This is a genomic window from Streptomyces uncialis (assembly GCF_036250755.1).
Taxonomy (GTDB): Bacteria; Actinomycetota; Actinomycetes; order Streptomycetales; family Streptomycetaceae; genus Streptomyces; species Streptomyces uncialis.
The window spans coordinates 119085-136284 of the sequence record NZ_CP109583.1; the positions used below are offsets into that span (position 1 = coordinate 119085).

Annotated in this window: 14 protein-coding genes and 1 pseudogene; 10 read left to right on the forward strand and 5 right to left on the reverse strand. The window is 73.4% G+C overall.

Translation table 11 applies throughout. The features are described from left to right. Positions 1-83 precede the first annotated feature (83 nt). From OG711_RS00540 to OG711_RS00570, 7 genes are all read left to right on the forward strand, one after another. On the forward strand, positions 84-1121 hold the full coding sequence (locus OG711_RS00540; RefSeq protein WP_073792607.1) for an ABC transporter substrate-binding protein: 1038 nt from the start codon (positions 84-86) through the stop codon (positions 1119-1121). 121 nt (positions 1122-1242) lie between these two features. Beyond that, positions 1243-2298: a FecCD family ABC transporter permease gene (locus OG711_RS00545; protein ID WP_329558004.1), complete on the forward strand. Its 1056-nt coding sequence runs from the start codon at positions 1243-1245 to the stop codon at positions 2296-2298. A gap of 119 nt (positions 2299-2417) precedes the next feature. After that, positions 2418-3422, forward strand: coding sequence for a FecCD family ABC transporter permease (locus OG711_RS00550; protein WP_079184946.1), 1005 nt, complete (start codon positions 2418-2420; stop codon positions 3420-3422). 59 nt (positions 3423-3481) lie between these two features. Further along, positions 3482-4423 (forward strand): ABC transporter ATP-binding protein, encoded by a 942-nt coding sequence (locus tag OG711_RS00555; RefSeq protein ID WP_079184945.1) that lies wholly within the window; start codon positions 3482-3484, stop codon positions 4421-4423. A 5-nt stretch (positions 4424-4428) separates the two neighbouring features. Next, positions 4429-6279, forward strand: coding sequence for a siderophore-interacting protein (locus OG711_RS00560; RefSeq protein ID WP_329558005.1), 1851 nt, complete (start codon positions 4429-4431; stop codon positions 6277-6279). A gap of 129 nt (positions 6280-6408) precedes the next feature. Continuing rightward, positions 6409-8037: an ABC transporter ATP-binding protein gene (locus tag OG711_RS00565; protein ID WP_329558006.1), complete on the forward strand. Its 1629-nt coding sequence runs from the start codon at positions 6409-6411 to the stop codon at positions 8035-8037. Next, positions 8030-9916: an ABC transporter ATP-binding protein gene (locus OG711_RS00570; RefSeq protein ID WP_329558007.1), complete on the forward strand. Its 1887-nt coding sequence runs from the start codon at positions 8030-8032 to the stop codon at positions 9914-9916. The genes OG711_RS00565 and OG711_RS00570 overlap by 8 nt, the downstream gene beginning before the upstream one ends. Positions 9917-10058: 142 nt before the next feature. On the opposite strand, the gene OG711_RS00575 is transcribed toward OG711_RS00570, so the two are convergent. Next, positions 10059-10481 (reverse strand): hypothetical protein, encoded by a 423-nt coding sequence (locus OG711_RS00575; RefSeq protein WP_329558008.1) that lies wholly within the window; start codon positions 10479-10481, stop codon positions 10059-10061. Between the two features lie 211 nt (positions 10482-10692). Here OG711_RS00575 and OG711_RS00580 point away from each other — a divergent pair, with 211 nt between their 5' ends. Then, entirely contained in the window at positions 10693-11139 is a 447-nt protein-coding gene (locus OG711_RS00580; protein ID WP_329558009.1) for a hypothetical protein, read from the forward strand. Positions 11140-11177: 38 nt separating this feature from the next. Here OG711_RS00580 and OG711_RS00585 read toward each other — a convergent pair. After that, positions 11178-12594: pseudogene (locus OG711_RS00585) on the reverse strand (amidase). Positions 12595-12718: 124 nt separating this feature from the next. Here OG711_RS00585 and OG711_RS00590 point away from each other — a divergent pair. Then, entirely contained in the window at positions 12719-13369 is a 651-nt protein-coding gene (locus OG711_RS00590; protein ID WP_329558010.1) for a TetR/AcrR family transcriptional regulator, read from the forward strand. A 48-nt stretch (positions 13370-13417) separates the two neighbouring features. Here the strand turns inward: OG711_RS00590 and OG711_RS00595 are convergent, their stop codons facing one another. The 3 genes from OG711_RS00595 to OG711_RS00605 all read right to left on the reverse strand — a co-directional run bounded on the left by OG711_RS00595 (position 13418) and on the right by OG711_RS00605 (position 16687). Next, on the reverse strand, positions 13418-14221 hold the full coding sequence (locus OG711_RS00595; protein ID WP_073792601.1) for a TIGR04222 domain-containing membrane protein: 804 nt from the start codon (positions 14219-14221) through the stop codon (positions 13418-13420). Between the two features lie 426 nt (positions 14222-14647). Next, positions 14648-14908, reverse strand: coding sequence for a hypothetical protein (locus OG711_RS00600; RefSeq protein ID WP_073792600.1), 261 nt, complete (start codon positions 14906-14908; stop codon positions 14648-14650). A gap of 237 nt (positions 14909-15145) precedes the next feature. Then, positions 15146-16687, reverse strand: coding sequence for an MFS transporter (locus tag OG711_RS00605; RefSeq protein WP_329558011.1), 1542 nt, complete (start codon positions 16685-16687; stop codon positions 15146-15148). 90 nt (positions 16688-16777) lie between these two features. On the opposite strand from OG711_RS00605, the gene OG711_RS00610 reads away from it, so the two are divergent. After that, entirely contained in the window at positions 16778-17158 is a 381-nt protein-coding gene (locus OG711_RS00610) for a winged helix-turn-helix transcriptional regulator (protein WP_073792599.1), read from the forward strand. Positions 17159-17200 lie beyond the last annotated feature (42 nt).

The following is a 17200-nucleotide window of genomic DNA, read 5'->3' on the forward strand; positions in this document are numbered from 1 at the left end:
TGGCAGCACATAGCGCCCTGCCGACCAGGTCATCAGACGGGTCCGGCCCGGGGCATCACCACCCGAGAGGTCCCATGCAAGCCTTGCGTACACCCCGAACCCGCGCGGCACGTCTGGCCGGAGCCGTCATCGCCGGGCTGATCCTGGTCACGGGCTGCGGCGCGGGTACCGGTGAACCCGCTGCCACGGGGACCTCGGCCGGTGCCTCCGCCGCTCTTCCCGCCGGGGAGGGCGTGACCGAGTACCCGCTGACCCTGCGGACCCCGTTCGGTGACACCCGGCTCGACCGGCGCCCCGAGCGGATCGCGGTGGTCACCGCGAACACCCTGGACACCGACGCGCTGGTCGCGCTGGGCGGGACACCGGTGTTCGCGCCGTCGACCGTCGACCGCAATCCCTGGCTCGACGCCGACGACATCGGGAAGATCGACAAGTTGTGGGACGCCGAGGCGGGTACGGAGGTGTCCGCCGAGGCGGTCGCCGCCGCGTCCCCGGACCTCATCGTCGCCCTCGCCGCCTACGAGACGTTCGACCAGGCACGGTTCGACAAGCTCAAGGCCATCGCCCCCGTGCTCCACGCGCCCGCGGGCGAGCTGACCTGGCAGGAACTCACGCGGAAGCTGGGCGACACCCTCGATCTGACCGCCGCGGCAAGGAGCGCCGTCGAAGCGGCGGAGAAGAGCGTGGCGAAGACCCGCGCCGACCACCCCGAGTTCAAGGGCAGGACCGCCACGCACGTCATCGTGTACGACGAGAAGTACGGTCCCTATTACGCGAGCTCCCCCGGCTCCGACACCGCGCTGCTCTTCGAGCAGCTGGGCTTCGTACTGCCCGCAGCCGCCAAGAAGTTCACCAAGGACGGCACGATCAGCGACGAGCTCGTCGGACTGATCGACGCGGACTTCCTGCTGCTCAGCACCTCCGGCGACCCCGGGTACTTCGTGGACGCGCCCCTGGTCGAGGCCGTGCCCGCGGTGGCCGACGGACGAGCGGTCGTCAACGCGCAGGACAAGAAGTCCGGCACCAACCACTTCGCGTGGGGACTGAATGTGCAGAGCGTGCTGAGCGTGCCGTGGCTGATCGACGAGCTCGCCGATCTGGGTGGAAAGGCGATCCGTTGAGGCACGCCGTGTCGGGAGGCAGCCCGTGCATGGCAGCCACTCCCCCGAACCTGATCCGCGGCTCCGGCTCCGGCCCCGCGTCTCGTACCGGCCGCGCGTCATGTGCGGTGGTCGCGCGCGTATGACGACCGTTCATGAGCCCGCTCCTGGCTCCTCGGTCCTCCGTCCCGACGAGGACCGCGCCGCGGCCCGGCGCGTCCCGGGTCTGGTGCTGTCGCTGTTCGTGCTGGTGGTGACGGCGTCGGCGAGTCTGGCCGTCGGTGCCAACGAGTTGTCCGCCGGACAGGTGTGGACAGGGTTCTGGCAGCGCGACGGGTCCCAGGAGTCGGTCATCGTGTGGGACCTGCGGGTGCCGCGTACGGTCGCCGGGGTCGTGGTGGGAGCGGCCCTTGGGGTGGCGGGCGCGTCGATCCAGGCGCTGACGCGCAATCCGCTGGCCGACTCCGGAATCCTCGGGGTGAACGCCGGTGCGGGCTTCGCCGTGACCCTCGGGGCGGGGTTCTTCGGGCTGTCCGGGATCACCGGTTACGTGTGGTTCGCGTTCGTGGGGGCGGCCGCCGCGACGGTGCTGGTGTATCTGATCGGTGCCGCTGGGCGGGGAACGGCCTCGCCGGTGACGCTCGTACTGGCCGGGGTCGCGCTGGGCGCGGTGCTGAACGGGTTCAGCACCTTCCTGACCCTGATCGACCCGGAGACCTTCCGTTCGGTCCGCGCCTGGGGGCTCGGGTCCATCGCCCGTACCAGCCTGGACGACACGGTCGCCGTCGCTCCGTTCCTCGCGGTCGGACTGCTGATCGCGCTGGTGGTCTCGGGATCGCTGAACTCGATGGCCCTCGGCGACGACCTCGCGGTGTCGCTGGGGGCGAAGGTGCTGCGCACCCGGGTCCTGGGTGTCCTCGCGGTGACCCTGCTGGCCGGTGGCGCGACGGCGCTGACCGGGGGGATCGCGTTCGTCGGGCTGATGGTGCCGCACGTGGTGCGGTGGTTCGTCGGACCGGACCAGCGGTGGATCACCGTCCACTGCGCGCTGGCCGGTCCGGTGCTGGTCCTCGCGGCGGACACGCTCGGGAGGGTGATCGCCCGTCCCGGGGAGATCGAGGTCGCCGTGCTCACCGCGGTGATCGGCGCGCCCGTGCTGCTCGCACTCGTACGGCGTCGGAAGGTGAGCGGACTGTGACCTCGGGAATCCCGGACGGCCCACCGGGCGTGGGGCGGCGCACCGAGGTGCGCGGGGCGGACGGCGTCGACTTCGGGTACGCGCTCCGCGTTGTCCGCGTCCCCTGGTTCTCCGCGCGGATGGGTGTGCGTACGGCGGCGGTGACCTTGGTGCTGTTCCTGGTGGCGCTGGCGTCGGCCGTGGTGTCGATCCGCTTCGGTGAGTACGCGCTGACGCTCGGGGAGGTCGTCGCCGCGCTCACCGGTTCCGGCACGGAGTTCCACCGGATGATCGTGGTGGAGTGGCGTCTGCCGGTGGTGGTGGCCGCGATCGTGTTCGGTGCGCTGCTGGGCATCGGTGGGGCGATCTTCCAGTCGCTGACCCGCAATCCGCTGGGCTCGCCGGATGTGATCGGTTTCGACGCCGGTTCCTACACCGCCGTGGTGCTGTCCCTCCTGGTGTTCGGCAACGGCGACTACTGGTCGCTCGCGGGCGCGGCGATCGGGGGCGGGCTGGCCACGGCGTTCCTGGTGTATGTGCTGGCCTACCGGCGCGGGGTGCAGGGGTTCCGGCTGATCGTCGTGGGTATCGGGGTGTCCGCGCTGCTCGGCTCGGTCAACGCCTGTCTGATCACCCGCGCGGACCTCACCGACGCGATGACCGTGGGCTTCTGGGGCGCCGGGTCCCTGACCCGCGTGTCGTGGAACAGCATGGTTCCCTCGCTGGCCGTCGCCGCGGTGATCGTGCTGGCGGCGGCCCTGCTCGCCCCGTCGCTGCGCCGTCTGGAGCTCGGTGACGACGCGGCAGTCGCCCACGGCACCAGGGTAACGGCCGTACGTCCGGCGTTGATGGTGGTGGGCGTGGCGACGACGGCGCTGGTGACCGCGGCGGCGGGGCCGATCGGCTTCGTCGCGCTGGTCGCCCCGCAACTGGCGCGGCGGCTGACCCGCTCGCCCGGGGTGGGTGTGCTCCCGGCGGCCGCGACGGGGGCGGCGCTGCTGGCGGCGGCGCACTTCCTCGCGGTTCTCGTCGCCGAGTTCCACCGGCCGGTCCCGGTCGGTCTGATCACCGTATGCCTGGGTGGTCTGTATCTGATCCGGCTGCTGATCCATGAATCCCGACGTACGTACGGCGTGTCCGGATGACCCCATCCGCAGAGCCCGCAGAGCCCGAGAAGCCCGAACAGAACGCGTGGATGGCCCTCATGTCCCATGAAGAACGAGACGACGGTCCCACCGCCGGGGCGACTGCCCCCGCACGCCTCGTCGTCGACGAGGCGACGATCGGATACGACAGGACCGTCATCTCCGAGCGGCTGTCGGTGGAGATACCCGACGGGTCGTTCACAGCGATCATCGGACCGAACGGCTGCGGCAAGTCCACCCTGCTGCGTGCCCTCGCCCGGGTGCTGGCCCCCGCGGCGGGACGGGTGCTGCTGGACGGGAAGGCGATCAGCGCCTACCGGTCCAAGGACATCGCCCGCCGGCTGGGGCTGCTGCCGCAGGTCTCCCTCGCGCCGGACGGGATCAGGGTCGCGGACCTCGTCGCCCGTGGCCGTGCCCCCCACCAGGGCCTTGTCCAGCACTGGCGCCCCCGCGACGAGGAGGCCGTGGCGGCGGCGATGCGGGCGACCCGGCTGACCGGGCTTTCCGGGCGTCCGGTGGACGAGCTGTCGGGTGGGCAGCGGCAGCGCGTGTGGGTGGCGATGCTGCTGGCCCAGCAGACGCCGATCCTGCTGCTGGACGAGCCGACCACGTTCCTGGACATCGCCCACCAGTACGAGCTGATGGAGCTGTTCCGTACCTTCCACGACCAGGGCAGGACGATCGTGGCGGTGCTCCACGACCTGAACCAGGCCGCCCGCTACGCCGATCATCTCGTCGTGATGCGCGACGGAGGCGTCGTCACCACGGGCAGCCCGGGTGACGTCGTCACGGCGGGGCTGGTCGAGGAGGTCTTCGGGTTGCGTTCCCTGGTCGTCGCCGACCCCGTCACCGGTACCCCGATGGTGGTGCCGCTCGATCCCCGGACGGCACCCGCCCCGCCGGACGGCGTCCGCGGACCCGGCGGTCCGGCCGAACCCGACGCACCGGGCCGGGTTCCGTCCGGCGGCGCCTTCATGGCCGTCACCCACCGAGAGAAGTGAGAACCGTGGCACGCAGTCCGAGGTCCATCGAGGTCTTCCCCATCACCACCCGCACACTGGACGTCCTGCGGGTGACGGACGTGACGCCGGGGATGCGCCGGGTCACCCTGGGCGGTCCCGAACTGGCCGCCCACACCGCGGCGAACGGATTCCCGGTGGCGGCGTTCCGCTCGGAGGGGTTCGACGACGAGTTCAAGATCGTCCTCAAGCACCCCGACGCCCCGGTGGCCGTCGGACCGACGCAGGCGGACGGACTGCTGAACTGGCCCCGTGACGATCCCCATATGCTGATCCGCACGTACACCGTGCGCCGTTGGGACCCGGTGGCCGGGGAGCTGGACGTCGACTTCGTCCGGCACGGTGCCGGTCCGGCGACGAGCTGGGCGTACCGGGTGCGGCCGGGTGAGCGGGTGCGGATCGCCGGACCGAAGTCGTCGTCGGCTCCGCCCGAGGGGGCGGACTGGACGCTGGTGGCCGGTGACGAGACCGCGTTGCCCGCGATCGGCCGGTGGCTGGAGGAGTGGCCCGCGGGCGTCCGTGGCCAGGTGTTCGTCGAGGTCGAACGGCCCGAGCACCGGCAGGATCTCCCGGTCCCGGCCGGGGTGACACTGACCTGGCTGAGCCGGGACGGTGCCGAACCGGGTACGACCACCCTGCTGTTCGACGCCGTGCGGAACGCTCCGTGGTGGGAGGGGACGGTGTTCGCGTGGGTCGCCGGGGAAACCCTCGGCCTCACCCCGATCCGGCGGTGGCTGAGGAACGAGAAGGGGCTGGCCAAGGAGCAGGTCGAGGTCACCGGGTACTGGCGCCGACGGCAGGCCGTGGTCCCCGGTGACGACACCGCGCCGCCCGGCTCCGGGGCGGGCGAGGACGGGGCGGAGCGGTTCCACGGACTGACGGAGATCGTCCCGGCCTTCGCCGTCCGGGTCGCGGCGACCATCGGTCTCGCGGCGGCGTTCGACGGCCGGCCGCGCACCGCCGCCGAGCTCGCGTCGGCGACCGCCACCGACCCGGTGGGCCTGACCAGGCTGCTGCGCTTCCTCGCCTCGGTCGGCATGACCGAACAGCTCGACGACGGCCGTCACCGGCTCACCGTTCTCGGCCGGGAGCTGGAGAACGAGTATCTGGCCGACGCGCTCCACCTCGACGGGGTGCACGCCCAGCGTGAGCTCGGGGGTGTCCTGTCGTTGCTGTCGGCGGTACGCACCGGACGGGGCGACCACGCCCGGTGGTTCGGCGCCGAGCACGACCGGCGCGTCGCGGACGACCCCGTCCTGCTCGCCGCCCGCACGGAGAGCGAGGCCGAGGACGCCGTGTACGTGGCGGGCGCGGTCGCCGCCGCCGCCGTGTTCTCGGACCTGTCGACGGTGGTGGTGTCGGGTACGGCGTCGGGCAGTTTCGCCGTCGCGCTCGTCGCGGCCCACCCCGGGCTGCGCGCCACGATCGTGGCCGCTCCCTCGCAGATCGACGCGCTGCGCCGGATCCACCCGGCGCACGAGCGCGTGGCGCACGAGGCGGGCGGCCCGCTCGGGCCGCTTCCCGTGACCGCCGAGGCGGTGCTCCTGGCCGATGTGCTGCACACCCTCGCCGACAGCGACGCGGTCCATGTGCTGCGTCAGGCGGCGGCCGGTCTCGGTCCGGGCGGCCGGGTGCTGGTGTTCGGTGACGTCCTCGACGTCGAGGTGGCGGACGAGCACGACTACGAGGACGATCTGATCGACTTCGCCCTGCACGGTGGCGGAGCACGGGACCAGGACGCGCACCACGCGCTGTTCGCCGCGGCGGGCCTGCGGCTCGTGGAGCGCACCACCATCGGCTGGGGCTACACCCTGCATACCCTCACCCAGCGGGGCTGAGCCGGGGTGTCGACACGGCGAGGTGCGGGAAGCGGACGGCGCTGGGGCCTGTTCGAAGCGGGCGCGGCGCCCCGGGGGCCGGGGCTGCGCGTCGATCCCGGGTGGTCGCCCGCGCGGTTGAGCGGGGCGGTGATCCGTTCCGCGTGGCCGTGGGTACTGCCCGGCGCGCTGCTGCTGGTGGTGTTCAACGTCGCCTCGATGCTGCTGCCGGTCGCGGTCGGACGGTTCGTCGACACGGTGATCACGCCCGCCGCGGCGGGGGCGGGGGCCGACGGGATCGGACCGGCGCTGACGGGCTGGTCGGCCGTGTTCGTCGCCCTGTACGCCGCGATCCATCTCGGCTACCGCTTCGGGGGGCGGCTGGGCTGGTTCGGGGTGCAGCGCGCGCAGTACGAGTTGTCCCAGGCCGTGCTCGGCCGGGTCCTCGACGAGCGCGGCATGGCCGGGACCGTCCGGGCGCCGGGCGTGCTGCTGTCGTTGGCGACCGCAGATGTGCACCGCACCTGTCTGGCCCTCTATGTGACCGTCTATCCGCCCGGTGAGGCCGTCGGGCTGGTCGTCGCGGCCGGAGTCCTGTTCTGGGTGCACCCGGCCCTCGGCGTCGGGGTGACCGTGGCGCTGCCGGTGGTGCTGCTGCTCATGCACGCCGCCGCCCGTACGCTGCAGCGGCGGAGCGGGGCCGAGCAGGCGGGCCTGGCCGACGCCGCGGCGGCTGCCGCCGATCTGGTGGCGGGGTACCGGGTGATCCGGGGCCTGCACGCCCAGGACACCGCCGCCGCCCGCTACCGGGGCGTGAGCCGTGCGGCGTTGCGGGCGACGTTGGCGGCGCGTGCCGCGCGGGCCGGGTTCGACGCGGTGAGCGCGGCGACCGCGCACGCGTTCGCCGCCGTGGTCGTGATCGCCGCCGCGGTACCGGCCTTCGAGGGCCGGATCAGTCCTGGACAACTGGTCACCGTCGCCGGGGTCGCGGTCACCCTGATCGGTCCGCTCGACAGTCTGGTGGGCGCGCTGGGCTCGTTCTGGGCGGTCTCGCAGGCCTCCGCCGCACGCGTCCTCGACCTGACGGCCACCCCGCCCCATCCCGCCGCCGCGGGCACGGCGGTGCCCGCCGGCCACCGCACGGGTCGGGTTCTCGGGTTCGAGCGGCTGGGCCTGGCGGACGGGGTGACGCTCGACGCCGTCGTCCCCGTCGGCGGGTTCGTCGTGCTGGAGCTGCCGCAGTCCGCCCAGGCGGCGCTGTCCGGTTTCCTCACCCTTCGGGCGGTGCCGTCGTCGGGGCGGGTCACCTTCGCGGGCCGGGCGGTGCACGAGTACCGCCCGGCGCTGCTCCGGGAGCGGTTGCTCGTCGCCCCGCGCGCCCCGGGGGTACTGGCCGGGACGGTGCTGGACAACGTCCGCGCGACCGGCGCCGCCCCGGCTGCGGCCGGTACGGCCCGGACCGCGCTGGCGGTCGCGGGGTTCGACGCCGCCGAACTGCCCGACGGGTACGACACCGTGCTCGGGGACGGCGGGCGGGAGCTGTCCGGCGGGCAGCGCCAGCGGATCGCCCTGGCCCGGTCGGTCGCCGCCGATCCCGAGGTACTGGTGCTGATCGAACCGACCACCTCGGTGGACGCCGTCACCGAGCACCGCGTCGCGACCCGGCTGCGGGAGCACCGGGCCGGGCGGACCACGCTCGTGCTGACCGCCGCCCCGGCCTTCCGCGCCGTCGCCGACCCGGTGGTCATGACCGATGAGGGGACGAAAGCCGATGCCTGAGACGGTGACGGTGCCACGGACCGACGGCCGGTCGCTGCCGGTCGCCCCGGGCGGACAGGTCGCCGCGGAGCTGTGGGAGATGCTGCGGGGCCGCCGCCTCGCTCTCGCGGGCATCCTCGTCCTGTTCCTGGCCGAGGCGGCCACCTCCCTCGTCTTCCCGCTGGTCGTGGGCCGGTTGCTGGACGCCGTGATCGCCGCGGACGGGGCGGGCGTGCCGGGGTCGTTCTGGTGGCAGGTCGCCCTGCTGGCCGGAGCGGCGGTCGCGGCGGGGGCGCTGACCTGGGTCGCCGCCGGGGCGCTGGCGCGGCTCGCGGAGACGGTGATCGCGGAACTGCGTGAGGCCTTTGTCGCCGCCGCGCTGGGTCTCCCCCGCTCCGTGGTGGAGGCCGCGGGTGCCGGGGACGTGGTGACCCGGGCCGGTGACGACATCGCCGAGGTCTCGGGCACGCTGCCGGAGGTGCTGCCACGGCTGTGCGCCTCGGCGTTCACCATCGTGCTCGTGGGGGCGGGACTGGGCGCCCTCGACCCCTGGTACGTGCTCGGGTTCGCCGTCATCGTCCCGCTGTACGCCATGACCGTGCGCTGGTACCTGCGGACCGCGCCGGAGGTCTACGCCGCCGAACGGGCCGCCCGCTCCACGCGCGGCCGGCACATCCTGGGCACCCTCACCGAGTTGCCGACCGTCACCGCCCACCGCCTCGAACAGCGTCAGTCGGCGCAGGTCCGCGACGCCAGCTGGCAGACCGTGCGGTGGGCCATGCGGACCCGGATCGTCCAGAACCGGCTGTTCGGGCGGCTGAACATCACCGAGGCGGTCGGGCTGGCCGCCGTCCTCGCCATCGGTGTGCGGCTCGCCCTCACCGGCGAGGCCACACCCGGTGAGGTGACCGCCGCCGCGCTGCTGTTCCTGCGCGCGGTCGCCCCGGTCGCCGCGCTGCTGTTCGTCATGGACGACGCCCAGTCGTGCCTCGCCGCGCTCGGACGGCTCATCGGCGTGACCCGGCGGCCCGGCCCCCGGGCCGGGGAGGAGCCGACGCCACCGGCCGCCAGGGAAGAGGGGCAAGGGACGGACACCGCCCGGCCCGGCGAGGCCCCCCGCGGCGTCGGTGTGGCCGCGGGGGAGCCCGCTTGGCGTGATGCGGTCGCCGCGGTGGAGACCGCCGATGTGCGCTTCGCCTACCGGCGGGACAGCCCGGTGCTGTCCGGCGTCGGTCTGCGGATCGCCCGCGGTGAGGTGGTCGCCGTGGTCGGGGCGACGGGGTCCGGCAAGTCCACGCTCGCGTCGCTCGTCGCCGGTGTCCATGAACCCCTCGCGGGGAGCGTCGTCCGGGGCGTCCCGAGGACCGGGATCATGACCGTGACCCAGGAGACCCATGTCTTCGCCGGGACGCTCCGCGACAATCTCACGCTCACGGCCCCCGGCAGCGACGACGAGCGGATACTGCGCGCCCTCGCCGTGGTCGGCGCCACGGCCCTGGTGTCCACCCTGCCCGAGGGCCTGGACACCCCGGTCGGTCATGGCGGGCATCCGCTGACCGCCGCGCAGGCGCAACACACCGCGCTGGCACGGCTGGTGCTCGCCGAGGCGGAACTGGTCATCCTGGACGAGGCCACCGCGGACGCCGACACCGCGGACGCCGGTCTGCTGGAACGGGCCGCGGCAGCCGCTGTCCGGGGACGGGCGGCGTTGGTGATCGCCCATCGGCTCTCCCAGACCGCGACGGCCGATCGGATACTCGTGCTCGACGCCGGACGGGTGGTCGAGACCGGTACGCACGACGAACTCGTCGCCGCCGAAGGGACCTACGCGCGGCTGTGGCGGACCTGGAGCACCGGACGCCCCACCACCACGCCGTCGGCGGACGTGGACGGCCGGTGACGGCCGTCCACCCGGATCGCGCCCGTCCCGCGGAGCAGGGTCGTACGGGAGTCGGCGGGCGATCCAGGGGCACCCGGTGGTGCCCCGGCACCTCGGGGTCGGCGAAGCGCACGGCCCGTCGGGCCGTGCGCTCACCGTTCCACTACCCCGGCTGGTCGGAGCGGGTGAGGTCCTCGGCCAACCGCCAGTCGTCGCCGGTTCGTTCGAAGACGAAGAGATGGGACGACACATAGGGAACGGTCGCCTCCGGCTTCGTACCGGTCGGGGTGGTCGTGTACGGCGTCGTGAGCTGCTGGACCCACACCTTGGCGCGTTCGCCCCGCTTCTCCACCTGGTCGACCCGGGCTTCGGCCGCCGCTCCGCCCCAGTCCCTGCCCGCGGGCGCCGGGTGATTCCGCCAGGACGCCGTGCTGAGGTCGGCGTCGCGCTGGAAGATCCGCTGGGCGGCGCGTTCGAGCGAATCCCGCTCCGCCGCGTCGAGCCGGTCCTGGACCACCAGCGTCGCCGGTACCGCGGCGAGCACGACCGCTGCCGCCGACAAGACGAACCTGTGCTTCCTGATCATGGAGCCCCCACCCCTGGAATACGACGAGCGTTCGGGAACGATGTCACGAAAACCCCCAAGTCAAACAGCGTATCGACCTGACAGGGCTTGATCAACGCTGAAGGTGAGCGCCTCGGAGGACAATTGGCCGGATCTCTTGTGGGCCGTGGAACCCGGCCACCGGAACCCGGCCACCACGGTCGATGTCAGTGGTGGATGCGACGATCACTGCATGGTGATGTGCGAATACTTCTCGGCGGCCGACGACGACGTGGCCGTCCGTGTCCTTGACCAGTCCGACGGGCCCGACCCCGCGACCTTCGACGTGGTCCCGCTCAGGGGGATCGATCCGGTCGTCGTGCTGGCCCGTCTCGAAGCGATCCTGACCGGCTGCTCCTATGACGAGGCGACCCGGCGCCCCCGCTCGGGACAGCTGCTCTCGTCCCCCGAGTCGGAGAGCGCCTTCATCATGAGCGTGTCCGACACCCTTCAGGAGGCGTTGGCGTCGGCCACGCCCGCCGCCCTCGCGGAAGCCGCCGGGCCGTGGTCGGGCACCGAGGAACTCGAAGCGTCCGGATACACCTCCGAGGACGCGGGTCAGGCGCTGGCCCAGCTGGCGGGGCTGGCCGGTCGCGCAGGGTCGGACGGTCGTCGTATGTACTGCCGGTGGGCCCTGTGACGGGGTGACGGCGGCGAGGAGAGCGGGCGGTGCGCGTCTCAGCGGCCCGGGTCCACCGGTGTGAGGATCCCGAGCCGATCCTCGACGGCCTGCGCGGCGGCCAGACACAGGTCCTCCCGGAACGCCCGTCCGACGATCTGCACCCCGGACGGCAGCCCCTCGCTCACCCCGGTCGGCACTGCCACACCGGGCACGCCGACGAAGCTGGTCACGGTGCACAGCCGCATCGCCGTGCCGACCCGGTCCCGGCCCGCCCGGTCGCGGGATTCCAGACCCGGCTCGACAGGCGGCTCGGTGAACACCGGGCCGAGCAGCAGCGGGTACGCGTCGAGGAACTCGGCCCATGAGCGGCGGATGCCCATCCAGGTGCCCATCAGCTTCATGAACTCGTCCGCGCTCGCGGGCGGGGTCCGCTCCATCGCCATCCGGATGTAGCGGTCCCCGCCCTCGCCGAGCAGTGTGCGCACCACGGGCCAGGCCGGGGCGAACTCGGTCATGGTGATCCGGCCGTACGCCTCCAGCGCCTCGTCCAGCCGTGGTACGTCCTCGATCTCACGTACGTCGTACCCGGCGTCACGGAGCGCGTCGGCCGCGGTCGCGACGGCCGCGCGGACAGTGGGGTCGACGCCGTGCCCGCCGGGGTCCGTCACGACCGCGACCTTCACAGGGCCGGGGAGCGGCTCGCCGTGGAGGGGCACCGGCACGGCCCGGGGGTCCCGCGGATCGGTCCCGGCCAGCACCTCGTACGCCAGCCGCAGATCGCCCACGCAGCGGGCCAGCGGTCCGTCCGTGACGAGCGCCTGAGAGGCCGGGCCGGGGTCGTCCGGGCCGAACACGCGGTGGTCGGCGGGGAAGCGGCCGGTGGACGGCTTCAGCACGGCCACACCGCAGAACTGGGCCGGGATGCGCACCGATCCGCCGGAGTCGTTGCCGAGCCCGAGCGGCGCGAGCCCCGTGGCGACGGCGACCGCGTCACCTCCGCTGGAGCCGCCCGGGGTCCGGCCGCCGTCCCACGGATTGACCGTGTCGCCGTACAGCTCGCTGCGGGTGTGCATCCCCGCCAGGATCAGGGTGGGGATGTTGGTGTGCCCGATGGGGACGGCCCCGGCCGCCCGCAGACGTGCCACCGGGAGCGCGTCGGCCCGCGCCACCAGGTCCCGGAAGCGTTCGGCGCCGAACGTGGTCGGCACGCCCTCGACGGGGGTGCTCTCCTTCACCGTGAACGGCACACCCGCGAGCGGGCCCAGCGGCTCTCCCGCGGCGCGGCGGCGGTCCGTCCGGGCGGCGGCCTCGTACGCGCGCTCCGCGAGGAGCTGGGTGATCGCGTTCACCCGCGGGTTGACCTCCGCGATGCGCTCCAGATGACTCCCGATCAGTTCGACCGCCGATATCTCCGCGCCGCGTACGGCCTCCCGCCTGGGCGGTGGCCGACATCTTCCACAAGGCGTCCCGCATGCCCGTCCCCTCCTCGTTCATGAACCGATGCGCTTGCATCGGAACCGTACTCCGGAATCGATACGGGCGCATCGAATAAAGTGGGCGGCGGAACCGCGCACCGAAGAACGGGGAGGCACCGGACATGCCCAAGCAGGTGGATCACCTGGGCCGGCGCCGGCTCATCGCCGAGGCCGTCTGCCACCTCGCGGACGAACACGGGCTGGAGGGTGTGACGCTGCGCGATGTGGCGGCCCGTGCCCAGGTGTCCATGGGCGCCGTCCAGCGGTGCTTCCGCACCAAGGAGGAGATGCTGGTGTTCGCCCTCGGGCACATCGGCGAGCGGATCACCGAGCGGGTACGGGCCCGTCTGGTCGGCAGCCCGGCCCAGTCGGCCGGCACCGCCCTGGGTCACGCGGCCGCCGAGGTCTCGCTGCTCCGCGGGGAACACCGCGCCGAGGCCAGGGTCTGGCTGGCCTTCGTCGCCCAGGCGGCGGTCAGCGAAGCGCTCGCCGAACCGCTGAGGGCGAACTACGTGGCAGTGGAGGAGATGTTCACCCGGCTCGTCGCGGAGGTCGCCGAGGACACCGGATCCGCCGGGCACCTCGATCCGGTACGCGCGGCCCGTACTCTCCTCGCCCTCGCGGACGGCCTCACCGCACATGTCCTCGTCGGCCACCTCACCGCCGAGGAAGCGCACGACATCCTGCACGCGCACCTGGTCGGTCTCTGGGAGCGGTCGGCCGTGCTGTCCCGGCCCGCGTCGGACACCCCGGGCCGCCCAAGCGGACGCTGACCCACCGTCCGCGAGAAGTGGGGCCCGTGCGGCCCTCCCCCGCCGTCGTCAGAGTCCGCCGAGTCCCGCCGGACCGTCCGGCTGCCAGGCCGAGGGCTCGGAACGGCGCAGGACCCGGGCGAGACCGTCGGGCATCAGCGGACTCCGCGGGCCGTCGGAGGCCACGCCGTGGAGCGTCCGCGCGTGCGGCCCGTCCTCGCGGGGCGGGAGCGGCTGCTCCTCGATGGCGCGTCGGCCCTCGGAGGTCGGGCCGTTGGGCAGGGGCCGCGTCCGGGCGAGGACGATCATCGCGAGGGCGCCGGGCGGCGCGGCCACGGCAGCGGCCAGACCGGCCTGGTCACTGCCCCGGACGTCCCAGACCATCAGGGCGGTCATGGCGAGGAACGCCGAGAAGAACGCGGCGAGGAGCAGGGCCCGTTCCCATGCCTCGATCCGGGCCAGCAGCCCGGGATGGGTGACCAGGCCGTCCCGGGCGAGGGAGTCACCGATCCGGCTGACCGGAGCGCTTCTCTTCGTCCGTCCCTCGACCCCGCGCGGCCGTTCGGGGCGTCCGGGGCGGCAGGCCGCCAGGGCCGCGGCCGCCACCGGGTCCGGGACATCGTGGTTCGCTCCGGTCCGGACGATCCGGCCGCGCCGGACCTCGATCAGGCCCGCGAGGTACAGGGCCGTCATCGCGGTCTGCGCCGTCCGCCGGCGCCCGCCGCACAGGAACGCGTACGCGTGGACCGGAACCGCTGTCCGCCGCTCGCGTTCCGCCACCGGGAACCGCCGCAATCTTCTGCGGGCGCGCGAGCGGCCCAGCGCCGCGCCCACCAGGAGAATCCACGCGCCGACCGCAAGTCCGAGCCACATCGCCCCACCCCCGGGGTCGCATTGTCCTCCCGGCCGGGCGACCCGCCAAGGGCGCGGGCGGACGGCCTGGCGGCCGGATCACGCAGGTCGGCAGGGTCCGGTGGGCCGGGTCCGGTGGGCCGGTCGGGTCGGCCGGGGGCGATAGGTCGGTCGGGTCGGCCGGGGCCGATAGGTCGGTCGGGTCGGCCGGGGCCGATAGGTCGTGCCCGACCGTCTGCCTGCCCGTCCGCCGGGGCGAGCTGCGGCCCGGCACCGCAACGGCGCTTCGTCCTGCGGCCCCGCGGTCCCGCGTGATCCGGCCGCCAGGCGGTCCCGGCCGAGGTCGCGGCAGCGGGACGAACCCGCGGTGCCGTCCCGAGGCGTCCGGGCCGGGACGCAGGCAGGGCCCGCCCTCCCGGGCGGGCCCTGCGTGTCGTGCGGGGAGGGTCAGCGGCTGTGCAGGTAGCGCGCGTAGAACCCGGCGCCCTCGGCGTGCAGGTGGGCCTCGCTGCCCTGCGCGTAGGTGATGCCGTACGGGCCGCCGAGGTTGAGGAACTCGCCACTCGCGTGGGAGCCGTCGACCTGGAAGTAGCCTCCTCCGAGTTCCGCGGCCTCCACCTCGGGAGAGGAGGTGGCGGCAGCGGGTGCTGCCGCCATGAACCCGGCGACGGTGACGGTTGCCAGGGCGATCGCGACACGACGAATCATGTGTTTCTCTCCAGTCCGTGAAGCTGTTGGTGCTGTCGCTCCACCATGAACGCCGACGGACCCGAATCCGGTCCGGGCGCGCGTCCCCACGGATGCCGCCACCCGATCGCACCCCGGTACTGATGCAGATGGAGCACGAGCGGACACCCCGGGGGCGGCACGGACCACCGTGACCGGTACCGGGCGCGACGCATGGCGTTCGACGGACCCAAGGACGGGTCCGGCCACGGACCGGTGTCAGCGGGCGGCGGGGCGCGGTCGGAGCAGGGCGGCGGCGAGGGCCGCCGTGGCGGCCAGTGCCGCCGACGTGCACACGGCGACCGTGGTGAAGCCGTGGTCGTACGCGGCCCGGGCCGCGCCGAGCAACCGGCCGGCCTCCGGGGGTTCCAGCCTGCCCGCGAGTTCCTCGGCCGAGGAGAACGATTCCGTCAGGGCGTCGCGGTCCGTCCCGCTCAGGCCCGGGGTGTCGGGCATCGTGAGCCGGTAGCTCGCGGTCAGCAGGGTGCCGAGGACGGCGACACCGAGTCCGGCACCGAGCTCGAACGACGTCTCCTGGATGGCGGCGGCCTCGCCCGAACGGTCGGGATCGGCGGCGGACATGATGGAGTCCGCGCCCAGCGTCATCACGATCCCCGCCCCGTATCCGGCGGCCACCAGGGGCGCGACGAGCAGCGGATACGCTCCCGTGTCACCCACCAGCGCCATCAGCGCCATCGCCCCCGCGAAAAGGACGAGCGCGCCGGTGAGCGACCACCGGTTGCCCCAGCGGGCCGAGACCCGGGGGGCGGTCGTGGCGCCGACGGCGTTCGCGGCGGCGAGCGGTATCAGCGCGAGGCCCGCGGCGACCGGTGCGAAGCCGCCGACCTGCTGGAGCCACTGGGTGAGGAAGAACAGCAGCGCGACATAGCTGCCGAAGCAGCCGACGACGCACAACGTGGCGGTGACGAAGCGGCGGTCGGCGAACAGGGAGAGGTCCAGCAGCGGTTCGGCCGACCGGCGCTGACGGCGGACGAAGGCGTACAGCAGGGCCGCGCCGGTCACCGCCGCGAGGGCCGCCAACAGGTCGGGGCCCGCGTGCTCACCGCCGCGCTTGAGGGCGAACACCACGACGGTCAGCCCCGTGGCGGACAGCGCCACACCGGCGAGGTCCCAGGTGCGGGGCCGGGGGGTCCGTGACTCGGGGATGACGAGGAAGCCGACCACGAGGATCACCAGGGCGACCGGGACGTTGATCAGGAAGGCGGCTCCCCAGCCCCACCGCTCGGTGACCAGACCGCCGACCAGCGGGCCGATCGTCGCGCCCACGCTGTGCGCGGCCGTCCAGACGCCGATGGCGACGGCCCGCTCGCGTGCGTCGGTGAACACGACCCGGATGATCGCGACGGTCGACGCCATGATCATGGCGGCACCGGCGCCCAGGAGCATCCGCGCGGCGATCAGCTGAGGGGTGGATTCGGAGAGGCCCGCGGCGGCGGAGGCCAGCCCGAACAGCGCGAAGCCGGTGAGGACCATCCGTTTGCGCCCGATCCGGTCCCCCAGTGTCCCGCAGGTCACCAGGAGCGCGGCGAGGGTGAGCGAGTAGACGTCGATGATCCAGAGCAGCTCGGTGCTGCTGGGGCGCAGTTCCCTGCTCATCCTCGGGACCGCCGCGTGCAGCACGGTCAGGTCGATCCCGCAGAGCAACAGGCCGGCGGAGACCACGGCCAGCACCAGCCGGCGCCGTCCGGCGGTATCGGCGGTCGGCGGGGCGGAGGGTAAGGAGGACGTGCTGTTCGTCATGGCAGCACTATCGGTCACCCGGTATCGCCCGGGGAAGTACGGTCATTTTTGTGCCATAGTGCCAGTCTGTATACCAAGGGGGAACCGCTGATGCGGACCACGGTCGACGACACACCCGACTACTGCGCGGTCGAGATCGCGATGGAGGTGCTCGGCGGCCGCTGGAAGCTGGCCATCCTCAAACAGCTGCTGGTCGGCACGCTGCGGTTCAGCGAGCTCAAACGCGGTCTGCCGAGGATCACCGCGCGGATGCTCACCCGTCAGCTTCGGGAGATGGAGGCCGACGGGCTGGTCGGGCGGACGGTCCACCGTGAGGTCCCGCCCCGGGTCGACTACACATTGACCGGCACCGGCCGCAGCCTCGAATCCATCGCGGGGCAGCTCGACACCTGGGGCCGCTGGTACCTGGACACCCACGGCAGGCCGCCGGGTAAGCGGCGCCCGGTCCCCGAGGAACAGCCGTCGGCGTGAGCGACGGGGCGGGTGGAGACCCGTGGCCGCGGCCGTCCCGGA

Bases quoted from the DNA above. Each gene is read 5' to 3' on its own strand.
- OG711_RS00605 (WP_329558011.1), bottom strand. From the start codon at position 16,687: ATGACGAACAGCACGTCCTCCTTACCCTCCGCCCCGCCGACCGCCGAT.
- OG711_RS00610 (WP_073792599.1), top strand. From the start codon at position 16,778: ATGCGGACCACGGTCGACGACACACCCGACTACTGCGCGGTCGAGATC.
- OG711_RS00595 (WP_073792601.1), bottom strand. From the start codon at position 14,221: ATGTGGCTCGGACTTGCGGTCGGCGCGTGGATTCTCCTGGTGGGCGCG.
- OG711_RS00570 (WP_329558007.1), top strand. From the start codon at position 8,030: ATGCCTGAGACGGTGACGGTGCCACGGACCGACGGCCGGTCGCTGCCG.
- OG711_RS00545 (WP_329558004.1), top strand. From the start codon at position 1,243: ATGACGACCGTTCATGAGCCCGCTCCTGGCTCCTCGGTCCTCCGTCCC.
- OG711_RS00575 (WP_329558008.1), bottom strand. From the start codon at position 10,481: ATGATCAGGAAGCACAGGTTCGTCTTGTCGGCGGCAGCGGTCGTGCTC.
- OG711_RS00580 (WP_329558009.1), top strand. From the start codon at position 10,693: ATGGTGATGTGCGAATACTTCTCGGCGGCCGACGACGACGTGGCCGTC.
- OG711_RS00600 (WP_073792600.1), bottom strand. From the start codon at position 14,908: ATGATTCGTCGTGTCGCGATCGCCCTGGCAACCGTCACCGTCGCCGGG.
- OG711_RS00590 (WP_329558010.1), top strand. From the start codon at position 12,719: ATGCCCAAGCAGGTGGATCACCTGGGCCGGCGCCGGCTCATCGCCGAG.
- OG711_RS00550 (WP_079184946.1), top strand. From the start codon at position 2,418: ATGGGTGTGCGTACGGCGGCGGTGACCTTGGTGCTGTTCCTGGTGGCG.
- OG711_RS00555 (WP_079184945.1), top strand. From the start codon at position 3,482: ATGTCCCATGAAGAACGAGACGACGGTCCCACCGCCGGGGCGACTGCC.